Annotated in this window: 27 protein-coding genes; 20 read left to right on the top strand and 7 right to left on the bottom strand. The window is 36.9% G+C overall.

What is annotated here, in order from left to right; translation table 11 throughout:
* Entirely contained in the window at window positions 1-1,428 is a 1,428-nt protein-coding gene (dnaA, locus tag PZ892_RS00005; protein WP_094258671.1) for a chromosomal replication initiator protein DnaA, read from the top strand.
* A gap of 162 nt (window positions 1,429-1,590) precedes the next feature.
* Here the strand turns inward: dnaA and PZ892_RS00010 are convergent, their stop codons facing one another.
* The 5 genes from PZ892_RS00010 to PZ892_RS00030 form a co-directional block, all read right to left on the bottom strand.
* Window positions 1,591-1,962, bottom strand: a complete 372-nt coding sequence (locus tag PZ892_RS00010; RefSeq protein ID WP_094258670.1) for a hypothetical protein — start codon at window positions 1,960-1,962, stop codon at window positions 1,591-1,593.
* A 316-nt stretch (window positions 1,963-2,278) separates the two neighbouring features.
* On the bottom strand, window positions 2,279-3,307 hold the full coding sequence (gene lpxK, locus PZ892_RS00015) for a tetraacyldisaccharide 4'-kinase (protein ID WP_277711848.1): 1,029 nt from the start codon (window positions 3,305-3,307) through the stop codon (window positions 2,279-2,281).
* Window positions 3,307-3,765 carry a gliding motility lipoprotein GldH gene (locus PZ892_RS00020; RefSeq protein WP_094258668.1) on the bottom strand — a complete coding sequence of 153 codons (459 nt, stop codon included), beginning with the start codon at window positions 3,763-3,765 and terminating at the stop codon, window positions 3,307-3,309. The genes lpxK and PZ892_RS00020 overlap by 1 nt, the downstream gene beginning before the upstream one ends.
* A gap of 11 nt (window positions 3,766-3,776) precedes the next feature.
* Window positions 3,777-5,060 (bottom strand): regulatory iron-sulfur-containing complex subunit RicT, encoded by a 1,284-nt coding sequence (gene ricT / locus PZ892_RS00025; protein ID WP_094281182.1) that lies wholly within the window; start codon window positions 5,058-5,060, stop codon window positions 3,777-3,779.
* A gap of 100 nt (window positions 5,061-5,160) precedes the next feature.
* Window positions 5,161-6,303, bottom strand: coding sequence for a hypothetical protein (locus tag PZ892_RS00030; protein WP_277711850.1), 1,143 nt, complete (start codon window positions 6,301-6,303; stop codon window positions 5,161-5,163).
* A 130-nt stretch (window positions 6,304-6,433) separates the two neighbouring features.
* Here PZ892_RS00030 and dnaN point away from each other — a divergent pair, with 130 nt between their 5' ends.
* From dnaN to PZ892_RS00110, 16 genes are all read left to right on the top strand, one after another.
* On the top strand, window positions 6,434-7,555 hold the full coding sequence (gene dnaN / locus PZ892_RS00035) for a DNA polymerase III subunit beta (protein ID WP_094258665.1): 1,122 nt from the start codon (window positions 6,434-6,436) through the stop codon (window positions 7,553-7,555).
* A gap of 12 nt (window positions 7,556-7,567) precedes the next feature.
* The gene (locus PZ892_RS00040; RefSeq protein ID WP_094258664.1) at window positions 7,568-8,224 is read left to right on the top strand and encodes a DedA family protein; all 657 of its coding nucleotides are present in this window, start codon (window positions 7,568-7,570) and stop codon (window positions 8,222-8,224) included.
* Between the two features lie 101 nt (window positions 8,225-8,325).
* The gene (locus PZ892_RS00045) at window positions 8,326-8,976 is read left to right on the top strand and encodes a DedA family protein (RefSeq protein WP_094258663.1); all 651 of its coding nucleotides are present in this window, start codon (window positions 8,326-8,328) and stop codon (window positions 8,974-8,976) included.
* A gap of 58 nt (window positions 8,977-9,034) precedes the next feature.
* A complete protein-coding gene (locus PZ892_RS00050; protein WP_094281190.1) occupies window positions 9,035-9,604 on the top strand; it encodes a CAP domain-containing protein in 570 nt (189 codons plus the stop codon).
* A gap of 38 nt (window positions 9,605-9,642) precedes the next feature.
* Window positions 9,643-10,515: a YicC/YloC family endoribonuclease gene (locus PZ892_RS00055; RefSeq protein ID WP_094258661.1), complete on the top strand. Its 873-nt coding sequence runs from the start codon at window positions 9,643-9,645 to the stop codon at window positions 10,513-10,515.
* A 1-nt stretch (window position 10,516) separates the two neighbouring features.
* On the top strand, window positions 10,517-11,086 hold the full coding sequence (gmk, locus tag PZ892_RS00060; RefSeq protein ID WP_094281192.1) for a guanylate kinase: 570 nt from the start codon (window positions 10,517-10,519) through the stop codon (window positions 11,084-11,086).
* Window positions 11,087-11,088: 2 nt separating this feature from the next.
* Complete coding sequence (gene nadD, locus PZ892_RS00065) at window positions 11,089-11,676, top strand: nicotinate (nicotinamide) nucleotide adenylyltransferase (protein WP_094258659.1); 588 nt, start codon at window positions 11,089-11,091, stop codon at window positions 11,674-11,676.
* 108 nt (window positions 11,677-11,784) lie between these two features.
* Window positions 11,785-11,973 (top strand): CsbD family protein, encoded by a 189-nt coding sequence (locus PZ892_RS00070; RefSeq protein WP_094258658.1) that lies wholly within the window; start codon window positions 11,785-11,787, stop codon window positions 11,971-11,973.
* A gap of 73 nt (window positions 11,974-12,046) precedes the next feature.
* A complete protein-coding gene (gene surE / locus PZ892_RS00075; RefSeq protein ID WP_094258657.1) occupies window positions 12,047-12,823 on the top strand; it encodes a 5'/3'-nucleotidase SurE in 777 nt (258 codons plus the stop codon).
* Between the two features lie 2 nt (window positions 12,824-12,825).
* Window positions 12,826-13,089 (top strand): hypothetical protein, encoded by a 264-nt coding sequence (locus PZ892_RS00080; protein WP_277711854.1) that lies wholly within the window; start codon window positions 12,826-12,828, stop codon window positions 13,087-13,089.
* A 10-nt stretch (window positions 13,090-13,099) separates the two neighbouring features.
* A complete protein-coding gene (locus tag PZ892_RS00085) occupies window positions 13,100-13,969 on the top strand; it encodes a 1,4-dihydroxy-6-naphthoate synthase (protein WP_277711855.1) in 870 nt (289 codons plus the stop codon).
* 129 nt (window positions 13,970-14,098) lie between these two features.
* On the top strand, window positions 14,099-17,398 hold the full coding sequence (secA, locus tag PZ892_RS00090) for a preprotein translocase subunit SecA (protein ID WP_277711856.1): 3,300 nt from the start codon (window positions 14,099-14,101) through the stop codon (window positions 17,396-17,398).
* Between the two features lie 7 nt (window positions 17,399-17,405).
* Complete coding sequence (locus PZ892_RS00095) at window positions 17,406-17,861, top strand: SPOR domain-containing protein (protein WP_094258653.1); 456 nt, start codon at window positions 17,406-17,408, stop codon at window positions 17,859-17,861.
* Window positions 17,862-17,873: 12 nt separating this feature from the next.
* Window positions 17,874-19,064, top strand: a complete 1,191-nt coding sequence (locus PZ892_RS00100; protein ID WP_277711857.1) for a M20 family metallopeptidase — start codon at window positions 17,874-17,876, stop codon at window positions 19,062-19,064.
* Between the two features lie 2 nt (window positions 19,065-19,066).
* The gene (locus PZ892_RS00105) at window positions 19,067-19,639 is read left to right on the top strand and encodes a hypothetical protein (RefSeq protein ID WP_277711858.1); all 573 of its coding nucleotides are present in this window, start codon (window positions 19,067-19,069) and stop codon (window positions 19,637-19,639) included.
* The gene (locus tag PZ892_RS00110) at window positions 19,636-20,118 is read left to right on the top strand and encodes a GNAT family N-acetyltransferase (RefSeq protein WP_277711859.1); all 483 of its coding nucleotides are present in this window, start codon (window positions 19,636-19,638) and stop codon (window positions 20,116-20,118) included. Before PZ892_RS00105 ends, PZ892_RS00110 begins: the two co-directional genes overlap by 4 nt.
* Before the next feature lie 27 nt (window positions 20,119-20,145).
* Here the strand turns inward: PZ892_RS00110 and PZ892_RS00115 are convergent, their stop codons facing one another.
* Entirely contained in the window at window positions 20,146-21,453 is a 1,308-nt protein-coding gene (locus PZ892_RS00115) for a M20/M25/M40 family metallo-hydrolase (protein WP_094258649.1), read from the bottom strand.
* A gap of 92 nt (window positions 21,454-21,545) precedes the next feature.
* Between PZ892_RS00115 and PZ892_RS00120 the strand changes: the two genes are divergently transcribed.
* From PZ892_RS00120 to PZ892_RS00130, 3 genes are all read left to right on the top strand, one after another.
* A complete protein-coding gene (locus tag PZ892_RS00120; protein ID WP_182497782.1) occupies window positions 21,546-21,860 on the top strand; it encodes a rhodanese-like domain-containing protein in 315 nt (104 codons plus the stop codon).
* 198 nt (window positions 21,861-22,058) lie between these two features.
* A complete protein-coding gene (locus tag PZ892_RS00125) occupies window positions 22,059-23,483 on the top strand; it encodes a Glu/Leu/Phe/Val dehydrogenase (protein WP_182497783.1) in 1,425 nt (474 codons plus the stop codon).
* 335 nt (window positions 23,484-23,818) lie between these two features.
* Complete coding sequence (locus PZ892_RS00130; protein ID WP_094258645.1) at window positions 23,819-24,067, top strand: DUF6358 family protein; 249 nt, start codon at window positions 23,819-23,821, stop codon at window positions 24,065-24,067.
* A 40-nt stretch (window positions 24,068-24,107) separates the two neighbouring features.
* On the opposite strand, the gene gcvT is transcribed toward PZ892_RS00130, so the two are convergent.
* On the bottom strand, window positions 24,108-25,187 hold the full coding sequence (gene gcvT, locus PZ892_RS00135) for a glycine cleavage system aminomethyltransferase GcvT (RefSeq protein WP_182497784.1): 1,080 nt from the start codon (window positions 25,185-25,187) through the stop codon (window positions 24,108-24,110).
* Window positions 25,188-25,206 lie beyond the last annotated feature (19 nt).

A 25,206-nucleotide genomic window follows, 5' to 3' on the forward strand; every position in this document is an offset into this window, starting at 1 on the left:
ATGGAAAAAACGTGTACAAGTGTTTGGGAAAGTTGTCTTGCAGTAATAAAAGATAATATTCCCACGCAAAGTTTCAAGACATGGTTCGAGCCCGTTAAAGCTGTACGTCTAGAAGGAAACGTTTTAACTATTCAAGTACCAAGCTTGTTCTTCTATGAGTGGTTGGAAGAGCATTATGTAGGTATTCTCAGAAAAACAGTTAAAAAATTCTTGGGGGAACAAGGTAGACTTGAGTACAACATTGTTGTGGAGAAGTCTTCTGCGAACCCACCTTACACTACGAACATTCCGTCGAATGGGAATGGTGCTGAGGGCAAGAAGCAATCAATTCCTGTTCCTGTTGCATTAAATAAGAACATCAAGAATCCATTTGTAATTCCTGGGTTAAAGAAATTACAAGTTGATCCTCAATTAAATCAAAACTATACGTTTGACAATTTTATTGAAGGCGAATGTAACCGATTGGCACGTTCGGCTGGATATGCTGTCGCGAATAAACCAGGAGGAACATCTTTCAACCCATTGATGATTTATGGAGATGTAGGTTTAGGTAAAACCCACTTAGCTCAAGCAATAGGAAATGAGATCAAGCGTAATTTACCAGACAAGTTGGTAATTTATGTTTCATGTGAGAAGTTCTGTCAGCAATTTGTTGATTCATTAAAGAACAACACAATTAATGATTTCGTCAATTTTTACCAGGCGATGGATGTTATTATTATGGATGACGTTCATAATTTCTCAGGTAAAGAGAAGACGCAGGACATTTTCTTCCACATTTTTAATCACTTGCACCAAACAGGTAAGCAAATTATCTTAACATCGGATAAGGCGCCGAAGGATCTTTCAGGTTTAGAGGAAAGGTTATTGAGTCGCTTTAAATGGGGATTATCAGCTGATATTCAGGTTCCAGATTTAGAGACCAGAATGGCGATCCTCAAGAAGAAGATGTATTCAGATGGTATTGAGTTACCTGAGAGTGTGGTTGAATATGTGGCAAATCAGATTGATAACAGTGTCCGGGAATTAGAAGGAGCAATGGTTTCCTTATTGGCGCAATCGACTCTTAATAAGAGGGAGATTGATTTAAACTTGGCGAAGTCGATGTTAAAGAACTTTGTTAAGAATACGCATAAGGAAATATCAATGGAGTACATCCAAAAACTCGTATGTGAATACTTTGAGGTACCAGTTGAAATGGTTAAATCGAAAGTTCGTAAACGTGAAATCGTACAAGCAAGACAGATTTCAATGTATTTGGCTAAGAATCATACCAAATCATCGTTGAAATCGATCGGAAATTTCTTTGGAGGACGTGACCACTCAACCGTTATTTATGCTTGCCAAACAGTTGAAGACCTTATCGAAACGGATAAGAAATTCAAGACTTATGTGCAAGATATCCAAAAGAAATTGAAGGCATCTTAAAGAAAAAAACATTGTAAAGAAAAGAAATTCAAAAGCTTGAGAGAAGATCTCAAGCTTTTTTTGTGTTTATATGGGAAATTGTATTGTTTGGTGGGGATAAAATGAGAAAAGGGTTTGCATTTGCAAACCCTTTTCTATTATGAAACATGAATATTAGTTAGATTATTGTACTTCTTTAGGTTCAGGCATTTGAGCTTTTTTAGCTGCACGAGCCTCAACGATTTTCGCGTACAATGGTTTTTGTTCATCTGTTAATAGATCGCTTACTTTTTTATCTAAGTCAGCGTTCAATGCCTCAAATTGCGTAGCTTTTGCATCTGCAGCAGCAGTAGTATCTGCCTTTAAGGCTAATTTTGCTTTTTTATGCTCTAATACAACAGTATAAATCTGTGCTTGTTGATCATCTGTCAAGTTTAACTGTTGAGTCCATTCGGTTACAGTTGCTTTTGCTTTTTCTTCAGGGTTTACTTCCTGAGCAAATGTTAGAGTTAACGAAAATAATACTGCGGATACTGCTAAAAATAACTTTTTCATGATTTTAATTTTTTTGTTTTTAATATTTAATTATTTACTCCGTTTCTGTACAATAAATAACAGCGGAATTGTATCTTTTATTGTGTGATTGTATCAGGTTTGTTACTTTTTAACATTTCTTAACAAGATAATAAATTCAACTGAAGGTGTTATTATTTACAAAACAGTGCCTTTAAATAGTTTTTAAGCAGGATTTTAGTTAAATTCTGATTATTTGAGTTGAATTGAAAAAAAATAAGCTTGTGACAAAATAAAGATCTAAGGCTGTTGTCTACAGTCGAAAACTTATTATTGTAATTCAATAAAAAAATAAGTGTTATGGAGTAATAATTGATTGAATATTATGGAAAAAGTCTCCATCCTGATCTATTTTGATATCAATAGGAATATAATAGATAGGAATATTTAATAAAGACTGTAGATCTATGCGTTGCGCATCCTTTTCAGTAGTCAATAAAATGGTATTCGTTTCAGAATTTAGTTTCTCATACCGAGCTTTGATAACCTTATAGTCAAATTCATCGAATTGATGATGATCAGGAAATTTCAAATGCTCAAAGGATGCTTGAGCACCTTGTAAATATTGTACTAGCGGTTTAGGGTTAGCAATCCCTGTAATAAGAAGGATTTTTGTTTGGCTAATATTAAGATCCTCTATCCTATCAAGCAGCGGAACGAGGTTCTTATAGATAATATGGCTATAATATATCTTTGCGGATTTATTATAGCGTCGAACTTTTTGTTCAATGATTACTTTACTCTCATCGGGAATATGTTCAGGACATTTACTGATTAAGATAATATCTGCCCTTTTGGTTTGATTGAAGGTGTCCCGATATTGGCCAGTGGGCAATAATATAATGGGCTCTAAAATAGATTGGTATTCAAAGACCAGAATTGCACAGGTTGCTGTGATTTTACGGTGTTGGAATGCATCATCCAATAAGATAAGATTGTTTTCCTTACTTAAAATCTGAATGCCTTCTGCCCTATTTTCATCGACGGCAACATTAATTTCAGGGAAGTTTTTTTTGAATTGGAGGGGTTCATCACCTACATTTTCGACTTTATCATCAATTTGAACCAATCGAAAGCCTTTCGTTTTTCTACCATATCCACGGCTTAGCGTGGCGACCTGGTATTGCTTTTTGAAATGCTCGATTAGTTTTTGTGTTAAAGGGCTTTTACCAGCACCACCTACAGCGAGGTTTCCAATAACGATTGTCTTGATATCAAAAGATTTGCTGGGGAATATTTTAAGATCATACAGCAGGTTCCTAATCCATATAATGAGGGTATATAGGATGGTAAAAGGAAGTAATAACCATCTTAACAGCTGTATCATTACTTTTTAATTAGCTTAATACCGACATCATTTATTCCTCTTAAAGGATTTTCACGCATATTTTGTTGAATTGAAAACACATATTTTCCAGTATCCGGAAAGGTAAAGTCATCAATGAGCAATTTGGATTGCTCATATAGATTTCCGGCAGTATTTCCAAGCCAACGGCCATCCGTTTCAGCAAGTTTCATTTCATATCTGACACTGGTATCTTGAGCTGATTTTCCAGAATACTTGATCAGGAAAGAAAAATTAGCATATGGATAATATGCAGTATGTCTGAGGTTAAGGAAAAGCTTGTATTTATCCTGTTTATTTAGGACATCAATTTGGAATTCGGGTTTATTTCCGTTATCCCAGAGTTGACCTGGGATAACAGAATTTCTTTCATAGAAAGCCCCTTCCTGACAGGAGGTCAGTAAAAAAACAACAATAGCTATAAATAGTAATTTATGCATTGGATTAATAATTAACCCTCAGAGTTATTGTCTTTATTTTTATTATTATTAAATCTTCTATTCTTATTCTGCGGTCTTCTATTTTTATTTCTTTGACCTTCTGCAGTTTCCGAATTAGGATTATTTTCTTTTTGCCTAGGCTGGTTATTACCGTTGTTTTGCGGTTTATTTTCAGCTTTTGGCTTTTGACTACCTTGTTCAGGAGTTGGTTTTTGACCGTTTTCAGGTTTTCCAGGACTCTTTTTAGGTTTACGCTTTTTCTTCTTTTTATTGCGTTCATCCAATCGGGTCAGACTGTCTTGTCCAACCACGTTTTCATAGTCCGGAATTGCCACATTGATTACTTCTTCTTTTTCAGGAACAATTAATTCCTGTGGTTTTTTACCTTGAGAATTCAATTCAGCAAATTCTTTTACTTGTTCTACAGACAAAGGAATCCAAGACTCGGCATGCGGATAAGAGAACCACATGGTTTTTTTGAAGATATCCGTTTTTTGAAGATAAGCAACCCCAGAATGCGTTTCAATACGGTCGATATTATTTGGAATATCCTTTAGGGCATCCATATAACTGTCTAATTCATAGTTTAGACAACATTTTAATTTTCCGCATTGACCTGCTAATTTGAGGGTATTCAGAGAAAGGTTTTGATATCGAGCTGCCGAGGTAGAAACCGTTTTAAAGTCGGTTAACCAGGTTGAACAGCACAATTCACGACCACAAGACCCAATACCACCGAGGCGGCTTGCTTCTTGACGCATTCCAATCTGTCTCATTTCGATTCGGATTCGGAAAGCTTCTGCCATTCTTTTAATCAATTCCCGGAAATCTACCCTACCTTCTGCTGTGTAGTAGAAAGTGGCTTTGGTTTTATCACCTTGGTAATCGACATCAGAAATTTTCATGGATAAGCCAAGCTCCAACGCTAAATTACGAGCACGGTGCATGGTTTCCCATTCCAAGTCTTTCGCCAGATTATATTTAGCAACATCATTTTCTGTTGCCTTCCGGTATACTTTTTTAATAACGTCTTCAGGCTTAACGTTATTCTTTTTCAATTGTAGTCTAACCAATTCACCAGTTAAAGAGACGTGTCCAATATCGTATCCCCCAGTATTAGGTTCTACCACGACCATTTCTCCCATTTCCAGGTAAATGTTGTCCGAATTAATAAAGAACTCTTTTCTTGAGCCTTTAAAACGAACTTCCACAATATCAAAAGGTTTATAGTTAGATGGCAAGTCCATATCGACTAACCAATCGTAAACATCTAATTTATTACATCCGCTGGTCATGCACGTACCATTGTTATTACATCCTGCTGGTACAGTGCCAAGTGTGTTACTTCCGCAACCACCCCCGGATGAGCAACTGCCACATCCCATATTTCTAAAATTATATATATTGAGTTCCTTGTTGGAACGTATTGTATTTAAATAATAAAACTAACTGCAAAGATAAATCTAAAAATAATATTTTAGGATTTGCATTTCTTTCGACAGAATAATGTGTTTTTTCAAGCATTTCAATTGCTGCTTGCAATTTTTCGAGCGTGGTAAATTCGCTGAATTTTTTCACAAAATCTAATTCTGCATCTTTTAAAAAGACTAATTGATCCAGACCTTGGTTTAATAGGACAATTTGCCTTAATACATTTATACTATAAAGGAGGAATAACTTTTGGTTTTCCCTTCCCAATTTGCTGATTTCCTCCTCACAGATTTGAATAATATTCAATCCAGCATCCGTTACGACACACCTTAACCACCGAATAAGGAGGTCAAAGTTTTGATTTGAGGATTCGTCCATTTGATCCAATGCAGATTGCATATTACCATCGGCAATAAATGCAATTTCATTCGCACGATTAGGATCAATATTTTTATCATTGACAAGGAATTGAGATATTTCCTCATGGGAAAGCTTGTTTACTTTCAGTAATTGAGTTCTAGAGATAATGGTATTTAAAATCTTGTCTTGATTTTCTGCCACTAAAAGGAACAAAGTTTTTTCTGAAGGTTCTTCAATCAGCTTCAAAAGGGCATTTCCTTGGGTGTCCAAGTACTCTGGAAGCCACATGATTAACACTTTATATTCAGCTTCAAATGCTTTTAAGCTTAGTTTTTTAATTATATCATGCGCTTCTGCGATATTGATATTCGCTTGTTTATTTTCCGCATCCAATTGATTTCTCCAATGGCTCAAGCTGAGGTATGGGTTTTCGAGAAAGGCCTTTCGCCAATCTTCCATATAGCTGCTTGCGGTTTCATCGGCTTTTTTTGCGAAGAAAGGGTAGGAAAAATGGAGGTCGGGGTGTATTAGTTTTTCATATTTTAGGCATGAAGGACAGAGTCCACAGCTATCGTTTTCAAGTTTGTTCTCGCAATTGATAAATTGGGCGTAAGCAACAGCCAAAGCTAAACTTCCGGAACCTTCTGGTCCTAAGAATAGTTGAGCGTGACTGACACGGTTTTCCTTTACCGTTGAAACAAGATGCTTCTTGATGGCCTGATGGCCTACGATTTTTTTAAATTGCATACCTAATCTTACAAATGTACAAATTTTAATGCAGTGCTTTTTAATGTTTATGTGTGCGAACTAGAATTTGAATTGCAAAAAATTAGATTCTTTTCTGTATTATTGCAATAAAATCTATTAGCTAAAAGAAATGAGATTTATTGTATCTACATCTATATTACTTAAACAATTACAAGCTATTAGTGGCGCCTCTAGCTCCAGCACGGTGCTACCAATCCTAGAAAACTTTCTATTTGAAATTAAGGACAACCTTCTGACGATTTCCGCTACGGATTTGCAGACCAGTATGGTTACGACTTTACAGATTGAAGCGAAGGAGGAAGGCCGCGTGGCAATGCCGTCAAAAATCTTGATTGAGACTTTAAAAACTCTTCCAGATCAGCCGGTAGCATTTTCTGTAGATACGAAGACCTTAGCGATTGAGATCTCTGCGGGAGACGGAAAATATAAATTGAGCGGAGAAAACGCGGATGATTTTCCTAAAATCCCCGTTGTAGAAAATACCTCCACGGTAAATATCTCGGCAGCAATTTTATTGGAAGCCATCAATAAGACCATTTTTGCAGTGAGTAATGATGAATTACGCCCGGCGATGTCTGGCGTTTATGTTCAGTTGGCCGAGCAATCTACCACATTTGTTGCTACAGATGCACATAAATTGGTTCGCTATCGTCGTACGGATGTTACTGCCGATAAGCCGACATCCATCATTCTACCTAAGAAAGCACTAACTTTATTGAAATCATCACTACCATCAGATGATGTGAATGTTTCGATTGAGTATAATAATACGAATGCATTCTTCCAATTCGGAACGATTAACTTGATTTGTCGATTAATTGATGAACGTTATCCGGATTATGAAGCTGTAATTCCTCGTTTAAACCCAAATAAATTAACTGTTGATCGTTCATTGTTTTTAAATACATTACGTCGCGTAGTGATTTTTGCAAACAAGACAACGCATCAAGTAAGGTTAAAGATTTCGGGAAGTGAATTACATATTTCTGCTGAAGACTTAGATTTTTCTAATGAAGCTCACGAGCGATTGAGTTGTCAATTTGAAGGTGAGGACATGGAAATCGGTTTCAATGCGAAGTTTTTAGTGGAAATGCTTAATAATCTAAGTTGCGAAGAAGTTGTCTTGGAAATGAGTACTCCTAATCGTGCTGGATTATTAGTTCCAGCGATTAAAGAGGATCATGAAGATATCTTAATGTTGGTAATGCCAGTGATGTTAAACAATATTTAATAGCTCAAAACTTTGGATTTAATTTATTCCCTAATTGACTTTATCCTCCATATTGATGATCATTTGGTTGAGATAGTCAATAATTATCAGACATGGACTTATTTGATTCTATTTCTGATCATTTTTGCTGAGACTGGACTTGTCGTTACCCCTTTCCTTCCAGGAGACTCTTTACTGTTTGCTACAGGAGCAATTATTGCTAAACCTGAAACGGACTTAAATGTCTTTGTGATGTGGGGATTATTAATGGTAGCAGGTATCCTAGGTGATATGGTTAATTATCACGTTGGAAAATATCTGGGGCCTAAAGCTTTTTCAGGGAAATATAAATTTCTAAAGAAAGAATATTTGGACAAAACGGAGAAATTTTACGAGAAATATGGTGGTAAAACCATTATCTATGCGCGTTTTGTTCCCATAGTAAGAACATTTGCTCCATTTGTAGCGGGCGTTGGCTCGATGTCATATGGGAAATTTGCTTCTTATAATGTCATCGGCGCTATTCTATGGGTTACATCCTTTTTATTTATTGGTTATTTCTTTGGAGGATTACCAATTATCAAGGATAATTTTACCCTAGTGGTATTCGCCATAATTATTTTGTCAATACTGCCTCCAATTATTGAGGTAATCAAAGAAAAATACGGTAAAAAGAAGGAAGCTGAATAAGCTTCCTTTTTTTGTGGGCTAAATTTGTTGAAATAAAAACATATTCCTGATCAAGAATTAGCTTGGTGTAATTCTTGTAGTTGAGAGTTGAATTTGAAAACATGGAATTAATATCAACCTTAATTGACTTTATCTTACATATCGATAAGCATTTAATCGATATCACTCAAGACTATCAGACCTGGACCTATCTCATTTTATTTCTGATCATCTTTGCCGAAACAGGGCTTGTTGTTACGCCTTTTCTCCCAGGAGATTCGGTTCTCTTTGCGATGGGGGCATTGATTGCTAAACCGGAAACAAATTTAAGCTTAATTATTATGCTTGGTTTGCTGATAGCGGCAGCAATTATTGGAGATTTTGTGAATTATGAAATCGGCAAACATTTTGGGCAAAGAGTGTTCACGAAGGAATCAAAGATTTTCAAGCTGTCGTATTTAGAGAAGACGCAGGGTTTTTATAATAAATACGGGTTAAAAACGATTATATATGCTCGTTTTGTTCCCATAGTAAGAACATTTGCTCCATTTGTTGCCGGAGTCGTAAAGATGCCTTATTCCAAATTTGGCTTATACAATATTGTAGGAGGAGTTCTTTGGGTAAGTCTATTTTTATTGGGCGGATATTTCTTTGGACAGATTCCATTTGTCAAAAACAACTTTTCCATAGTTGTTTTGGCTATAATTGGGATTTCATTGTTACCCCCTATTATTGAGGTTATTAAGGAAAAGACGAGAAAAAAAGTTGCTTAAATTAAGTTTTACTTTTAAACGATGCTCATAATCTGAAGTCATTTACCTTAAAGGAGCTATGAGATATTTATTATTTGCTTTTATCATTTGGGCACAACCTATTCTTGCCCAGAACATCAAAATCGACCGACGCGAAGCTAAAAAGGCCTTCAACTATCTGAATGATTTTCGGATGAATCCAAAAAAATATGGTCGAGAAATCCGAGTTAAGAATTTGAGAAATGTCAAACAGCAGAAATTAGTTTGGAATGAACAACTTGCCAAGGTTGCAGAAGAGAGGGTGAAGGATATGGCAAAGCGGAATTATTTTGATCACACAGATCCTGATGGATATGGGCCGAATTACCATATTAATCGTGCTGGATATTATTTAAATGCGGATTGGCTTAAAAAGCGAAATACGAATAATTTTGAGTCTATTGGTGCGAACCATGAAACAGCGGTTGACGGGATAAAGGCCTTTATTATCGGTCGCGGTTCACCTGGATTTATGCACCGGAAACATGTATTGGGGCTAGATGAGTGGAATGGTTCCTTGGAAGATATAGGCATTGGGTTTGCGCGAGTTAAAAGAGGAAGTCGTTATAAAACCTATTTATGCGTGATTATTGCCAAACATGATTGGTAAATCAGTTTTTCTTTTCTTGAAGTTTTATACCTTTGCATATGATAAAATCGATGACAGGTTATGGTATGGGTACTGCCGAGAACGGCAAAGTTAAGTATACCGTAGAAATCAAGTCCTTAAATTCTAAGTTTTTAGAATTGAATCTTCGTTTGCCAAAAGCGGTTTCAGATAAGGAATTAGCATTACGTGGAGAATGTAGTAAGCTAATCGAACGCGGTAAGGTTAATATAAATATCACAACTGAGTATGTTGATCAAACGGCAAAAGCTGCAAATATCAACGCCGATTTATTAAAAGAATATTATAAGCAATTACAAGACATCGCCTTTCAATTAGGGGATACAAAGGCAAATCTATTTGAACAAGCCTTAAATATGCCTGAAGTTATCAGCCATGATGACGAGATTGATGAGGAAGAGGGAAAAGTCTTAATGAATTCTTTCTTTGCTGCAGTTAAACAATTCAATAATTTCAGGGTTGATGAAGGGAAGGTATTGAAACAAGACCTAGAACATCGTGTAGCTTTGATTTTATCCTATTTAACTGAGGTTGAAGCAGTAGAAGGTAGTCGTATTCCATTGATTCGCGAAAGGATCAATCAATATATGGAAGAGGCTGTAGGGAAGGAAAATGTGGATATGAATCGTTTCGAGCAGGAATTGGTTTTTTATATTGAGAAACTTGATATTACCGAGGAGAAGGTTCGCCTACGTTCGCATTGCAATTATTTTGTAGAGGCCTTGAACAGCCAGGATTCCAACGGGAAGAAATTAGGTTTTATTTCTCAAGAAATGGGTCGCGAGATCAACACATTGGGTTCTAAAGCCAACAACGCTCAAATTCAACAAATCGTTGTGAAGATGAAGGATGAATTGGAGAAAGTCAAAGAACAACTATTAAACGTATTATAGGATGAGTGGGAAACTAATTATCTTTTCTGCTCCATCCGGGGCGGGAAAAACGACTATCGTTAGGAGGCTATTAGAAAAGCATGGGGATAAGATTGCTTTTTCCATTTCAGCGAGTACGCGTCAGCCGCGAGGAGCCGAAGTTGATGGAGTTGACTATTACTTTATTAGCAAGGAAAACTTCTTACACAAGGTTGCTAAACATGAATTCATTGAATTTGAAGAGGTTTATTCAGGGACTTTTTATGGGACTTTAAGATCTGAAGTTGAGCGCATCTGGAGCGAAGGTAAGCATGTGATTTTTGATATTGATGTGGTTGGTGGATTGCGTTTGAAATCAAAATTTCCAGAGCAAGCCTTAGCGATATTTGTAAACCCACCGTCATTGGATGTATTAAAAGAAAGGTTAACCGGGAGAGGTACTGACTCGGAAGAGAAGCTAAAAGAGCGTTTTGCGAAAGCAGAGCACGAATTGAGTTTTGCTGATAAGTTTGATGTTATCCTTCAAAACAACGATTTGGAAACCGCATGTGCCGAAGCAGAGAAATTAGTTTTAGATTTTATTAATTCCTAAATATGTCAAAAAGTAAAGTTGGATTATTCTTTGGTTCCTTTAATCCTGTGCATATCGGCCACTTGATTATTGCCAATTATATGGCCAACTATACTTCATTGGACGAGGTTTGGTTTGTCGTGTCCCCACAGAATCCGTTTAAGGAGAAAAAAAGCCTTGGGAACATGTATGATCGTCTGGAAATGGTCAATTTAGCCATTGACGGCGCAGAAAAATTAAGGGCTAGCGATATTGAGTTCAACTTGCCACAACCCTCCTACACCATCGATACCCTTGTCCATTTAGCAGAGAAATATCCTAGTAAGGAATTTATCCTGATCATGGGCGAAGATAACCTTCAAGGACTTTCTAAATGGAAGAATGCGGAGATCCTACTTCGAGATTATAAGATAGTAGTTTATCCAAGACCAGGATACGAAGCCCCTGAGGATTTAAAGAACCATCCATCCATTAGCATGACTGATACCCCTGTTATGGAGTTGTCTTCTACTTTTTTAAGGAATGCCATCAAAGAAGGTCGTTCGATAAAGTTTTATACACCGGATGCAGTAGTTGATTTTATTGATAAAAAAGGCCTTTATTCTGCATAAAAGACCATTCACATTTACTTAATTAAAATTTTAAATATTTTTAACAAACCATTTTAGACAGCTCCTGTTTATGGTATATATCAAATTAATAATAGGAGGAAAAAAGAAATGGATAAATTAGATTTAAAAGGAAAATGGAACGAGTTAAAGGGTAAAATCAAGCAACAATACGCTGAATGGACGGATGATGATTTAGCTTATGAAGAGGGAAAAGATGATGAGTTGTTAGGTAAATTACAGCAAAAGCTTGGAAAGACAAGAGAAGAAGTAATTGACTGGTTGAATAAACTAGGCTAATAATTATAAGAATTAAGGAGAAAGTCGATCGAGAGGTCGACTTTCTTTTTTTGATTATTACTAACTTAGCAATATGACAAAGAAGAAACCCACAATTTTGGTTGTAAACGACGATGGTATTACAGCGCCAGGAATAAAAGTTCTATTAGAAGTAATGCAAGAAATTGGAGATGTCGTTGTCGTGGCGCCAGACAGTCCTCAATCCGGAATGGGTCATGCAATTACGATTGGGAAACCTCTTCGTTTGGATAAGATAGATTTGTATCCAGGGGTTGAGATGTATAAATGTTCAGGTACGCCGGTAGACTGTGTAAAATTGGCAGTAAACAAAATTTTTAAAGGAAAGAAGCCCGATTTATGTGTTTCAGGAATCAATCATGGGTTGAACTATTCCATTAATGTTTTGTATTCAGGGACGATGTCTGCAGCGGTAGAGGGGGCAATTGAAGGGATTCCTTCCATTGGTTATTCTTTGGATGATTTTTCTCATAATGCGGATTTTTCTCATACGAGATCTTGGGTTAAAACAATTGCAGAGCAGGTTTTGATTAATGGCCTTCCTAAAAACTCTTTATTGAATGTTAATTTTCCAAACAAGAGTGTAGAGATCAAGGGAATTAAAATTTGTCGTCAGGCAAATGCGAAGTGGTTTGAGGAGTTTGATGAGCGATTAGACCCTTATAATAGAGAATATTTTTGGATGACTGGAAAATTTGATTTACAAGATCGAGGTGAGGATACAGATGCTTATGCGATATTAAATGGGTTTGTTTCTATCGTTCCGACTCAATTTGACATGACAGCACACCATGTAATTCCAGAATTAAATTCATGGTCATTTGATAAGTAAGGATGAAGAACAATTTTCTTTTTGGGGTAGTTCTGGGGCTGATATGTCCACTAATAGCATTTTTGTTGATGCGATATACCCAAGTGCAAGCACAATTATTTCCGGATAAGCCAACAGGTTTATATGTTATTGCGGCAGCCATCAACCTTGTGGGTTGTTGGATTAGTTACAAGAAAGAGAAGGAGCAGATTGGGAACGGCTTGGTATTGGCGACATTTTTAGGGATGATGGCTTTGGTATTAACGAAGAACATCAATATTTTTTAATAGTAGGAAGATGGAATTGACATTAGGGTTTTCTCCTTGTCCGAATGACACGTTTATTTTTGACGCGTTAATTCATAATAAAATAGATTGTGAAGGCATACAGTTTCACGTGGAATACCATGACGTGGAGACCTTGAATGCGAAGGCTTTTCGGGGAGAGTTAGATATAACGAAGTTAAGTTATCATGCATTTGCTTATGCCTTAGAGGATTATGAGTTATTGGATGCGGGTTCTGCGCTTGGGTTTGGGGTTGGTCCTTTACTGATATGCAGAGATAAAGCATTGGCCGAGGAATTGGCTGGGTATGTAGGGAAAGAAATGCCAGATAAGTTTAAGGATTTAAGAATTGGAATTCCCGGGAAATATACCACGGCAAATTTTTTATTAAGCTTAGCTTTTCCTAGTTTGCAGAACAAAGAGATCCTGGTTTTTTCAGAGATTGAACAATCCTTATTGGACGGAGACATAGATGTTGGGTTAATCATTCATGAGAATAGGTTTACCTATATGGAAAAAGGTCTACATAAGGTTGTAGATTTAGGGGATTTTTGGGAGAGAACTACCGGTTCGGCGATTCCATTGGGTGGAATAGTGATAAAAAGGTCATTACCGCAGGAAGTAAAGCAGAAGGTAAACAGACTGATAGCTGAGAGTGTTCGGTTTGGTTTTTCACATCCGAAGTCAGGAATTGAATATATCCGTTCACATGCGCAGGAAATGGAGGAATCAGTGATGTATAAGCATATTGAATTATATGTAAACAAGTATTCGGAAGACCTTGGCGAAGAGGGGAAAAAGGCCGTTTTGGAGATGTTTGAAAAGGCAAAAGAATTAAACCTAGTGCCTAGTACGAATAAAAATATATTTTTAGAAAAATAATTGATAAAAAAGAATGGGGAAAGCATTAGTTATCAACCTTAATAACTAAATTTGCCCGGTTAATGTCAAAATGTCTGCTTATTGTAATTGGAGTCATTATTGTACATGCGAATTGAGAAATAGAAAATTATGTTAAAGTTTTTAAGCAAGTTATTTGGTAGTAAATCCGAGAGAGACGTTAAGGGTGTACAGCCATTAGTTAATAAAATCAAGGAAGAATACGAGAAATTATCTGGATTGACGCATGACGAATTGCGTGCGAAGACCTTAGATTTTAAACAGAGGATTAGCACCTATTTACAAGACATCGACAATGAGATCAATGGTCTGAAGGAGGAAGCAGAAGCTACTGAGGATATGGAGTTAAAAACTTCGACCTATGACAAGATTGACAAATTGACAAAAGATCGCGACAAGAAGCTTGAGGAAGTATTATTAGAAATATTGCCTGAAGCTTTTGCTGTTGTAAAAGACACGGCACGTCGATTTACTGAAAATAAAGAAATTGAAGTTAGCGCTTCAGAATTTGACAGAGAAATTGCGGCTCGCAAGCCAAATGTTAGCATCCAAGGCGACAAAGCAGTTTGGAAAAACACTTGGACTGCAGCAGGCACCGAAGTAACCTGGAACATGGTCCACTATGATGTTCAGTTGATCGGTGGTATTGTATTACACCAAGGAAAGATTGCTGAGATGTCTACAGGTGAGGGTAAAACCTTAGTTGGAACATTGCCTACATACTTAAACGCATTGGCGGGTCAAGGAATTCACATCGTAACGGTGAATGATTACTTAGCACGTCGTGACTCGGAGTGGAACGGGCCAATTTTTGAATTCCACGGATTAAGTGTTGATTGTATTGATAAATACCAACCGAACTCACCACAACGTCGTCAAGCTTATATGTGCGATATCGTTTATGGAACGAACAATGAGTTTGGTTTCGATTATTTACGTGATAACATGACCAATACAAAAGAATCCATGGTTCAACGTAAATTGCACTTTGCAATGATCGATGAGGTGGATTCGGTATTAATTGATGATGCCCGTACGCCATTAATTATCTCTGGTCCAATCCCTATGGGGGATCAACATGAGTTTTATCAACTAAAACCAAGGATTGAGCGCTTAGTAAATGCTCAAAAAGCATATATCAATACCGTATTAAACCAAGCAAAGAAAGCTATTGCTGACAATGATACAGATCCTGAAAAAGGAGGATTAGCATTGTTCCGTGCCTACCGTGGTTTACCTAAGAACAAAGCATTAATTAAATATCTATCAGAAAGCAATCACCGTCAGATATTACAAAAAGTAGAAAACTACTATATGCAAGAGCAAAACCGTCATATGCCTAAGGCAGATGCAGAGTTGTTCTTTGTAATTGATGAGAAAAACAATCAGGTAGAACTTACGGAAAAAGGGATTGAGTTAATCACTGCTACTGGTGAGGATCCAAACTTCTTTATCCTTCCAGATGTAGGAACTGAGATTGCTGAGATTGAAAAATCAGATTTGCCTGTTGAAGAGAAGGCACAACAAAAAGAAGAGTTAATGCGTGATTATTCAGTTAAGGCTGAGCGTATTCACTCTATCAACCAATTATTGAAAGCTTATACCCTATTTGAAATTGATGATCAATATATCGTTGATGAGGGCAAAGTTAAGATTGTTGATGAGCAAACAGGTCGTATTATGGATGGTCGTCGTTATTCCGACGGGTTACACCAAGCGATCGAGGCGAAAGAAAATGTAAAAGTAGAGGATGCTACGCAAACTTATGCTACCATTACTTTACAGAACTACTTCCGTATGTACCATAAGCTATCGGGGATGACCGGTACAGCATCTACAGAGGCCGGAGAGCTTTGGGAAATCTACAAATTGGATGTTGTTGAAATTCCAACAAACAAGACTATTCAACGTGATGACCGTCAGGATTTAATCTATCGTACGGCACGTGAGAAATATAATGCAGTAGCACAAGAGATTCAAACATTGACTGAGCAAGGGCGACCAGTATTGGTTGGTACCACATCAGTTGAGATCTCGGAATTGTTAAGCCGTATGTTGAAGTTACGTGGTGTAAAACACAACGTGTTGAACGCGAAGCTTCACCAAAAGGAGGCTGATATCGTTGCAGAAGCGGGTCGTCCAGGTCAGGTAACTATTGCTACCAACATGGCGGGTCGTGGTACGGATATTAAGCTTACATCCGAAGTTATCAATGCGGGAGGATTAGCGATCATTGGTACAGAGCGTCACGAGTCTCGTCGTGTCGACCGTCAGTTAAGAGGTCGTGCGGGACGTCAAGGGGATCCTGGATCATCTCAATTCTTTGTTTCTTTAGAAGATCCATTGATGCGTTTATTTGCTTCTGAGCGTATTTCGAACCTTATGGTAAAAATGGGTGTTGAAGACGGAGAGGTAATGCAGCATGGTATGTTGACTAAATCTATTGAACGTGCGCAACGTAAAGTGGAGGAAAACAACTTTGGTACTCGTAAGCATTTATTGGAGTACGATGATGTGATGAACTCTCAGCGTACAGTAATCTATACGAAACGTAAAAATGCATTATTTGGAGAGCGTCTTGACGTAGACTTGAACAATACAATTTATGATGTTGTTGAGGATGTTGTATTAGAGGTAAAAGAAGACAATTCATTTGATGAGTTTCAAATCGAAGTGATTCGCGTATTTGCGATCAATCCAGAGATTTCGCAAGAAGAATTTAAGAATCAACCTGCTCCAGTATTAGTTGACAAGCTATTTGATCAGGTTATTAATTACTATCACCGTAAGGCTGTGAACATTGCTGAGCAGACATTACCAGTTTTGACAAATGTACTTGCAGAGCGTGGTGCGATGATAGAAAATATCATAGTTCCTTTTACAGATGGAATTCGTGGCATCCAAGTTGCTACAAATTTGCAAAAAGCTGTAGAAAGTAAGGGTAAGGAAGTTTTCAAATCATTTGAGAAAGGTATTGTTCTAGCTTTGATTGATGAGGCATGGAAAGAGCATTTACGCGAAATGGATGATTTAAAACAATCTGTACAGAACGCGCGTTACGAGCAGAAAGATCCGATCATTATCTATAAGATGGAGGCTTACAATTTGTTTAAGACAATGTTAGCTGGCATGAATAAGGATATTGTAAGTTTCTTGTTCAAAGGCGAGATTCCAGGACAGCAGCAAGAGCCTCAAAACATTCAAGCAGCACGCCCAGAAGCGCCAAAGGTAAAAGTTAAAGAGACAAAAGAAGAGTTAAGTTCACCAACAGGAGTATCAGAGGAAGACTTGAATACGCAAGAGCCTCAAATTACCCAACCTATCCGTAATGATCAGGTTATTGGTAGAAACGATGAATGTCCTTGTGGTTCTGGGTTGAAGTATAAAAACTGTCACGGAAAACAAGGTTAATAAAAACATGAAATACAAGGGATTTATAGTAAGCTGTTTGATTCTCTTTGCTTTGGTAAAGGTTTCAAATGCGCAAGAAAACAAAGTTATTGTTGAGAAAGATTCATTAATTGGTCTTTTGCAAGAATATCGTTCTTTTTATGCTTTAAATCCAACTACCAGTAAGGTAGTAAGTTTGGAGCCTAAAACCATTGACAAGTCACGCGCCACACGTGTGAAGGTTCGTGGTTTTAGGGTTCAAATATTTTCTGGTTCTAGCCGTCGCGATGCTGAGAATGTACAGCGCAGCTTTCAGAGCCAAAATTCAGAAATTAACGCTTATTTAGATTATGTAGAACCAAACTACAGGGTCAAAGTGGGTGATTTTACCAGCCGGTCCGCAGCAACGGAATATATGAGACAACTTCGCGGTCGATATAAGAACGTATTTGTCTTTGTTGAAGACGTCTGGACCTGGCAATAGCAGGGGATCGACATGCCAATTTCAAAACAAAAAATTCAAGAATTAGCCCAATCTTATTTTCAAGATACGGTAAACAACAGAAGGTTTCTACATCAGAACCCTGAACTTTCCTTTGAAGAATATAATACTTCAGCCTTTATCAAACAGGTATTGACCGATTTGGGTATTCCATTTGGGTCCATGGCCAATACGGGTGTTGTTGCATTAATTAAGGGAGAGTTGCCATCTGATAAGGTCTTAGCATTAAGAGCCGATATGGACGCACTTCCTATTACTGAAGTAGAAGGAAGAACTTATGGCTCTAAGAATATAGGTGTAATGCATGCTTGTGGGCATGATGTTCACACTTCGTCCTTATTAGGGGTGGCCAAGATCTTGAATGAATTGAAGTCGGAGTTTGGCGGTACTTTAAAGCTTATTTTTCAGCCTGGTGAAGAGAGGCTTCCTGGGGGAGCATCTTTAATGATAAAAGAAGGGGTTTTACAGAATCCAGAGCCGCAGGGCATCGTAGGACAGCACGTAATGCCATTTATTGAATCAGGTAAGGTTGGCTTTCGTTCAGGTAAATACATGGCTTCCTGTGATGAATTGTTTATGACGATTCGTGGGAAAGGTGGACATGGAGCAATGCCACATCAAAATATAGATCCTATTGCTATTACAGCACAAATAATATCAGCATTACAACAAGTTGTAAGTAGAAATGCGGATCCAAGAACTCCAACAGTTTTATCTTGGGGTAAAATTATTGGAAATGGAGCTACCAATGTGATTCCTGAAGAGGTTAATCTGGAAGGAACCTTTAGGACCTTTGACGAGAACTGGAGGGAAGATGCGCACGCTAAAATGCATAAAATGGCAGTTGGGATTGCTGAAAGCATGGGGGCTACCTGTGACTTTGAAATCAGAAAGGGTTATCCATTCTTAATCAATGAAGCCAAGATAACAGAAGCTGCCAGATCGTATGCGGTAGAGTACCTTGGTGGAGATAACGTATTAGAACTTGATTTATGGCCTGCAGCGGAAGATTTCGCCTACTATTCCCAAGAAACAAATGCTTGTTTCTACCGATTGGGAACAGGGAATCAAGCGAAAGGTATCAGTTCAGCAGTTCATACCAACACTTTTGATATTGATGAAACCGCACTTCAAACAAGTATCGGTTTGATGTCCTATATTGCAGTTCGTTATTTAGGAGAATAATTATGTCTTCTCATCATATCGTTCGAGAAAACCAAGAACCGGCTCTGTTTATTGCTCATCCAAACTGTTTGGATGAGGAGTATCTTAATCAGTTATTGGAATGGAGTCCTACCATTATTACCCTGGCGGAACATTATGAGGGTCTTAAATCACGCGAGATAAAAATTGATGTGATTTTAGATAATCAAGGATTAGAGGAAGGCATTCTAGAGGAAAACATATTGCTTATCCCCTATTCAGATAATTTTATTGAACCTTTATTTTCCTACCTAAAAGAAAAGAAAAACTTTGCTGTCAATATCCTGACCGCTGATATTCAATTTGATCCTTATAGTTCCAACTTAGCAGATTTCAATATCAATTTGTTGAACAATCATGGGAAAACCATGTTTTTAAAGAATTATGAAAAATGGTTACCGAAGGAGTTTAATTTGAAATTTGAACAACTTAATGAGACATTATCAGAACAACATAATCTAACTTTGAAGAACGACAATTGTTATGTTGTTTTACAAGATGGATTCGTTACTATACCTAATCAAGAAGATTTTTTTATTATCACTGAGGAGCTATGATCAAGATTGTTAAGGCCAATAAGGAAGACGCAGAATTGATTCAACAGCTTGCGCATTCAATCTGGTATCCTACATATCAAGAGATCTTGTCTAAGAAGCAAATAGATTTTATGTTGGAAAGGATGTATTCTGTGGAAGCGATTCAAGCTTCTATAGTACTGAAATCAACCTTTTACCTATTGATCGATGATGATGAGGCTGTAGGTTTTATTGGAATCGAACCAAAGGAAGACTTATTGAGGATTGAGAAGATATATTTATTGCCAAGCACACAAGGAAAAGGTTTTGGAAAACTTTTAATTGACTTTGCAGCAGAAGAAGCGAGAAAACAGGGATTATCCGAATTGGAATTAAATGTCAACAGAAGTAATAATGCCTATCATTTTTACTTAAAACAGGGTTTTAGAGTTGTTGAGGAGGTCGATATTCCTTATTATGAATTTATTCTGGATGATTATATCATGCGAAAAAAAATTTAAGGACGTATTTTAATACGCCCTTATTTTTTAATCTCTTAATTTTTCGACCCTGCTTGGGGTTTGTGTTCCATTGATGATTCCAATAGCACCAGTTGCAATTGCTTCTATACTGGATTTGATATTGTTTATATCAAGTGTGCTTACTTCATCCTTCACCGTGTGATAATATTGATCTTTATCAATTTGCGATGTTGAGAATGTATGAGCAGGAACTCCTAGTGCTGCTAACACAGCATTATCGCTGCGGTAGAATAGATTTTGCGTAGTATATGGATCTGGATGGAAAGTGAATTCAGAGCCTTTCAGGTTTTCCTGCATTAATTGTCCAAGGTTGGAAGCCTTATAGCCTGTAATGTAAAGGCTATTGGGACCAAATTTAGAGTCCTTTCCAATCATTTCAATATTTATCATTGCCACAACTTTTTCAGGATCGATATTGTTGGAAAAGTATTTCGAACCAAACATTCCAATTTCTTCCGCTGTGAAAGCGACAAAGATGATGGTCCGTTCATTATTGTTTAATTTCTTGTAGTATCTTGCTAATTCGATCATTGCCGTTGTACCGGAGGCATCGTCATCAGCTCCATTCGCAATTGAATCACCTTCTACTGCTGGCAAGATGCCGATATGGTCGTAATGACAAGAAATTACTACATATTCATCCGGCTTAGACTTTCCTGGAAGAACAGCCGCGACATTAAACATTTCAAACTCTTCTGATTTAATGGTCTGTTTGATTTCTTGGTTTTTTGGTATTTCATCTGCTACTATAAAGATTTTAGGTGCAGACTCCTTTTTTTCCTGTCCTTTGATTACAACACTCTCTCGGTTGTAAATTTTTTTGAATCTTGCCAAAAAGGGAGCATGTTTTTTATCAACCTGAATGATTGCTTTGTTAGGATTCTGCTGAACTATTTCACGGAATTTTTGTGAGAAATCATCTTCAGCACTAATTTTAATGTTTTCATAGCCAGATGATTTTTGAGTAATAGGTTCGTTTAACTTGCCTACAATTAAAAACTCATCATCATTCAATTTTTTATCACCTAGTATTACGCTCTGTTGCGAAACGTTAGAGCGATTGACCAGAAAGGATTGGCGAAAATTATTTCCGATATATGGTTTAAGTCCTATTTCTTTAAATTCTGCGGCGATAAAATCAGCTGCATTAGCGATGTCATTTAAGTTTAATGCCGAACGGCCTCTCATATCATCCGATGCGAGGGTATTCAAGATTCTAGAAATGTTTTCAGTGCTTGTTATCTGCTTTTCCTGCGCAAGGCAAATATTAAGGAAAATGGTTAAAGATAAGAGAGCTAAGAGTTGTTTTCTCATGAAAAAAATGTTTGCAATGAAATTAATAAAAATTCTATAGTATTGGCAGGGCGTTTGATGCTAATTTTTTTATATTTGATAAAAAGCTTACTATGAAAGAAATTAGCGTTCAAGAATTAAAGGACATGATGGATCACAATGTTGAGTTTCAATTAATCGACGTTCGTGAACCTTTCGAATATGAAGTATCTAATCTAAATGGTGTAAACATTCCATTGTCAGGAGTTGTTATCGAATCAGATAAGATTTCAAGAGATATTCCAGTTGTTATCCATTGTCGTTCAGGAAAGCGTAGCGCACAGGCGGTTATGCTATTAGAACAGGAAGGATTTTCGAATTTATCCAACCTGCAAGGCGGAATTTTAGCCTGGAAAGAGGCATTTGATCCGGAGATGGATGTATATTAAGAAACAGCAAATCAATAAAAAGCTCAAGGTTACCTTGAGCTTTTTATTTTTAGGGCAATTTGTTGCTTAAATAATAATTTTAAGTCGTTATCCTTATTATTTATTTAAAAATTATGTTTTTAATCTATTGAGTATTATTAAAATTATAAAAGCAGTAACTTTATAGTATTATTCCAAGAATAAACAAAAACATAATTTATGTCAAATCAATCCAACACAACTTACAGCTTCTTTCAAGGAGTGGGTCGTAACTTTGACAAAGCGGCCAAGTTCACAAAATTTTCTTCTGGTATCCTCGAACAAATAAAGGCATGTAATTCTATTTTACGTGTTAGGTTTCCAGTTAAGATAGGTGATAATGTTGAGGTAATAGAGGCTTACCGTGTTCAACATTCACATCATAAACTACCCTGTAAAGGTGGTATTCGCTTTAGTATGGAGGTTGATCAGGATGAGGTTATGGCATTGGCGTCATTAATGACTTTCAAGTGTGCTATTGTGAATGTTCCATTTGGTGGAGCAAAAGGTGGTGTAAAGATCGATGCGAAGAAGTATAGTGAGTATGAATTAGAGAAAATAACGCGGAGATACACTACAGAATTAGTCAAAAAGAATTTCATTGGTCCAGGGACAGATGTACCAGCACCAGATTATGGAACTGGCGCTCGTGAAATGAGCTGGATCGTTGATACCTATACCACTTTGAATCCGAATGAAATTAACGCTCAAGCATGTGTTACAGGAAAGCCCGTCTCACAAGGTGGGGTTCGGGGAAGAACGGAAGCGACTGGTTTAGGAGTGTTTTTTGGTGTGAAGGAGGCTTGTAAAATCGAAGAAGACATGGCTAAACTAGGCCTTACAGTCGGAGTAGAAGGGAAAAGGGTTATTGTTCAAGGATTAGGAAACGTAGGTTATCACGCGGCAAAATATTTTCAAGAAGCGGGTTGCATCTTGGTGGGTTTAATTGAATATGAAGGCGCTATTTATAATGAAGGCGGATTAGATTTAGAGGAAGTTGTTGCCCATAGAAAAACGACAGGTTCCATTTTAAATTTTCCAGGAGCAACAAATATTGAAGATTCATCGAAAGGATTGGAATATCCATGTGATATTTTGATTCCTGCGGCTTTAGAATCTGTAATCAACGGTGATAATGCAGAAAGAATTCAAGCCCAAATCATCGGAGAGGCTGCAAATGGGCCACTGACCCCAGAAGCAGATGAAGTTTTCAACCGCAAAGGTAAATTGGTAATTCCTGATATTTATTTGAATGCTGGAGGGGTGACCGTTTCATATTTTGAATGGTTAAAGAATTTAAGCCATGTTCGTTATGGTCGTTTAGAAAAGAGATTCAGCGAGAACATGTATGCTGAGATTTTGAATATCATCGAATCGATGACGAACCAGAAAGTATCCAAATTAGAACGCAAGATTATATTACGTGGTCCAGATGAGGTTGATTTAGTATATTCTGGATTAGAAGATACGATGATAGGTTCATACCACGAGATTCATCAGATTTGGAAAAGCATGGAAGGGGTTGAAGATTTAAGAACAGCAGCCTTTATTTGTGCGATTAACAAGGTTGGAGAATCTTACAAAGAATTAGGTATCTTCCCATAAAGCTGGTAGGGATTTTATCCTTAACTTTGTTTTATGAATAAATTATTCCATCAGACTAAACAGGCATTCCTATTTAGTCTGACTTTTTATATACTTTCTATCTGTCTTTTTTTGTTAAAAATAGGCTTCGCTCCTATCCTATTAAGTATATCGGCGCTATTATCCTTGATTTGGGTTGTTTTAGTGTTATTAGAGGTTATGAAATCAGTTAGGATTTCCAATGGCGAAAGATTAATGATTGTGTTATTCATTATTTTAGGCAATATTTTAGCGGGAATAGTGTATTTTTATTTCCTTCGGGAAAAAGTGACAGGATATAAAGAAATAAAGAAGAAATGACGAAGAAATTTATATTGAATTTACTGCTTAATCTAGGAATTGTATTTTTGGTATTAAGTGCTTGGGCAGGTTATAACAGTGGACAGTTATTATATTTAGGGATATCGGTCGCTTTATTAGTGGTCTTGATTTATCTGAAGGTTGTTTTATTGAAGCAAGTTAATCGAGATGTAAGAGCCAAGCAGGAAGAGAAAGCTAGATTAGCACAACAAGAAATGAAGAAACAAAAGAAAAGGGCTAAATAATAGCCCTTTTTCTTTTGTCTTATAATTTGAAACCGAGTCCTTATTTTACAAAAGGAGGTTTTTTAACGATAGCTTTGATAGGTTGGTTACGGATAGAGATAAAAATCTCCGTTCCTTCTTTCGCAAATGCTGTATCTACATATCCTAAACCGATTGATTTTTTCAATGAAGGCGACTGTGTACCAGAAGTTACACGGCCAATTTTGTTTCCCTCTGCATCTACAATTTCATAATCATGACGAGGAATACCTCTGTCAATCATTTCAAAACCAACTAATTTTTGAGAAACACCTTTTTCTTTTTCAGCTTTCAAGTTATCAGAGTTAACAAAATCCTTAGTGAATTTAGTTACCCATCCAAGTCCAGCTGCTAAAGGAGACGTATTATCATCAATATCATTTCCGTAAAGACAGAAACCCATTTCAAGGCGTAGAGTATCCCTTGCACCAAGACCTATTGGTTTAATTCCGTATTCTTTTCCAGCATCCATGATAGCGTTCCATACTTTTTCAGCATCTTCATTTGCTACATAGATTTCGAATCCACCAGCTCCAGTATATCCAGTTGCAGATACCAAAACATTATCTACACCCGCAAATGTTCCTTTTTGGAAAGAATAGTATTCCATTGGTGCCAAATCGATATCAGTAAGTTTTTGAAGTGCATCAGCAGCTTTTGGTCCTTGAACAGCAAACAAAGAAGTTTCATCAGAAATGTTTTTCATTTCAACGCCTTCGCTGTTGAATTTGCTGATCCAGTCCCAATCTTTATCAATATTGGACGCATTTACAACCAATAAATAGGTTTTGTCATCAATTTTATAGGTCAAAAAGTCATCTACGATACCACCATTTTCATTAGGAAGGTATCCATATTGCACTTTGCCATCATATAATTTAGAGGCATCATTAGAAGATACTTTTTGGATTAGATCTAAAGCTTTTTCACCTTTTAAGATGAATTCACCCATATGACTTACGTCGAACATCCCTACAGCGGTACGCACCGTTTCGTGTTCGTCGTTGATACCAGAATATTGTACTGGCATATTAAATCCGGCGAAAGGAACCATTTTCGCACCTAAAGCGATATGAACGTCTGTTAACGCAGTTTTTTTCATATTTAATTAATGATTTTTA

Source organism: Sphingobacterium sp. WM, from assembly GCF_029542465.1.
GTDB lineage: Bacteria > Bacteroidota > Bacteroidia > Sphingobacteriales > Sphingobacteriaceae > Sphingobacterium > Sphingobacterium cellulitidis.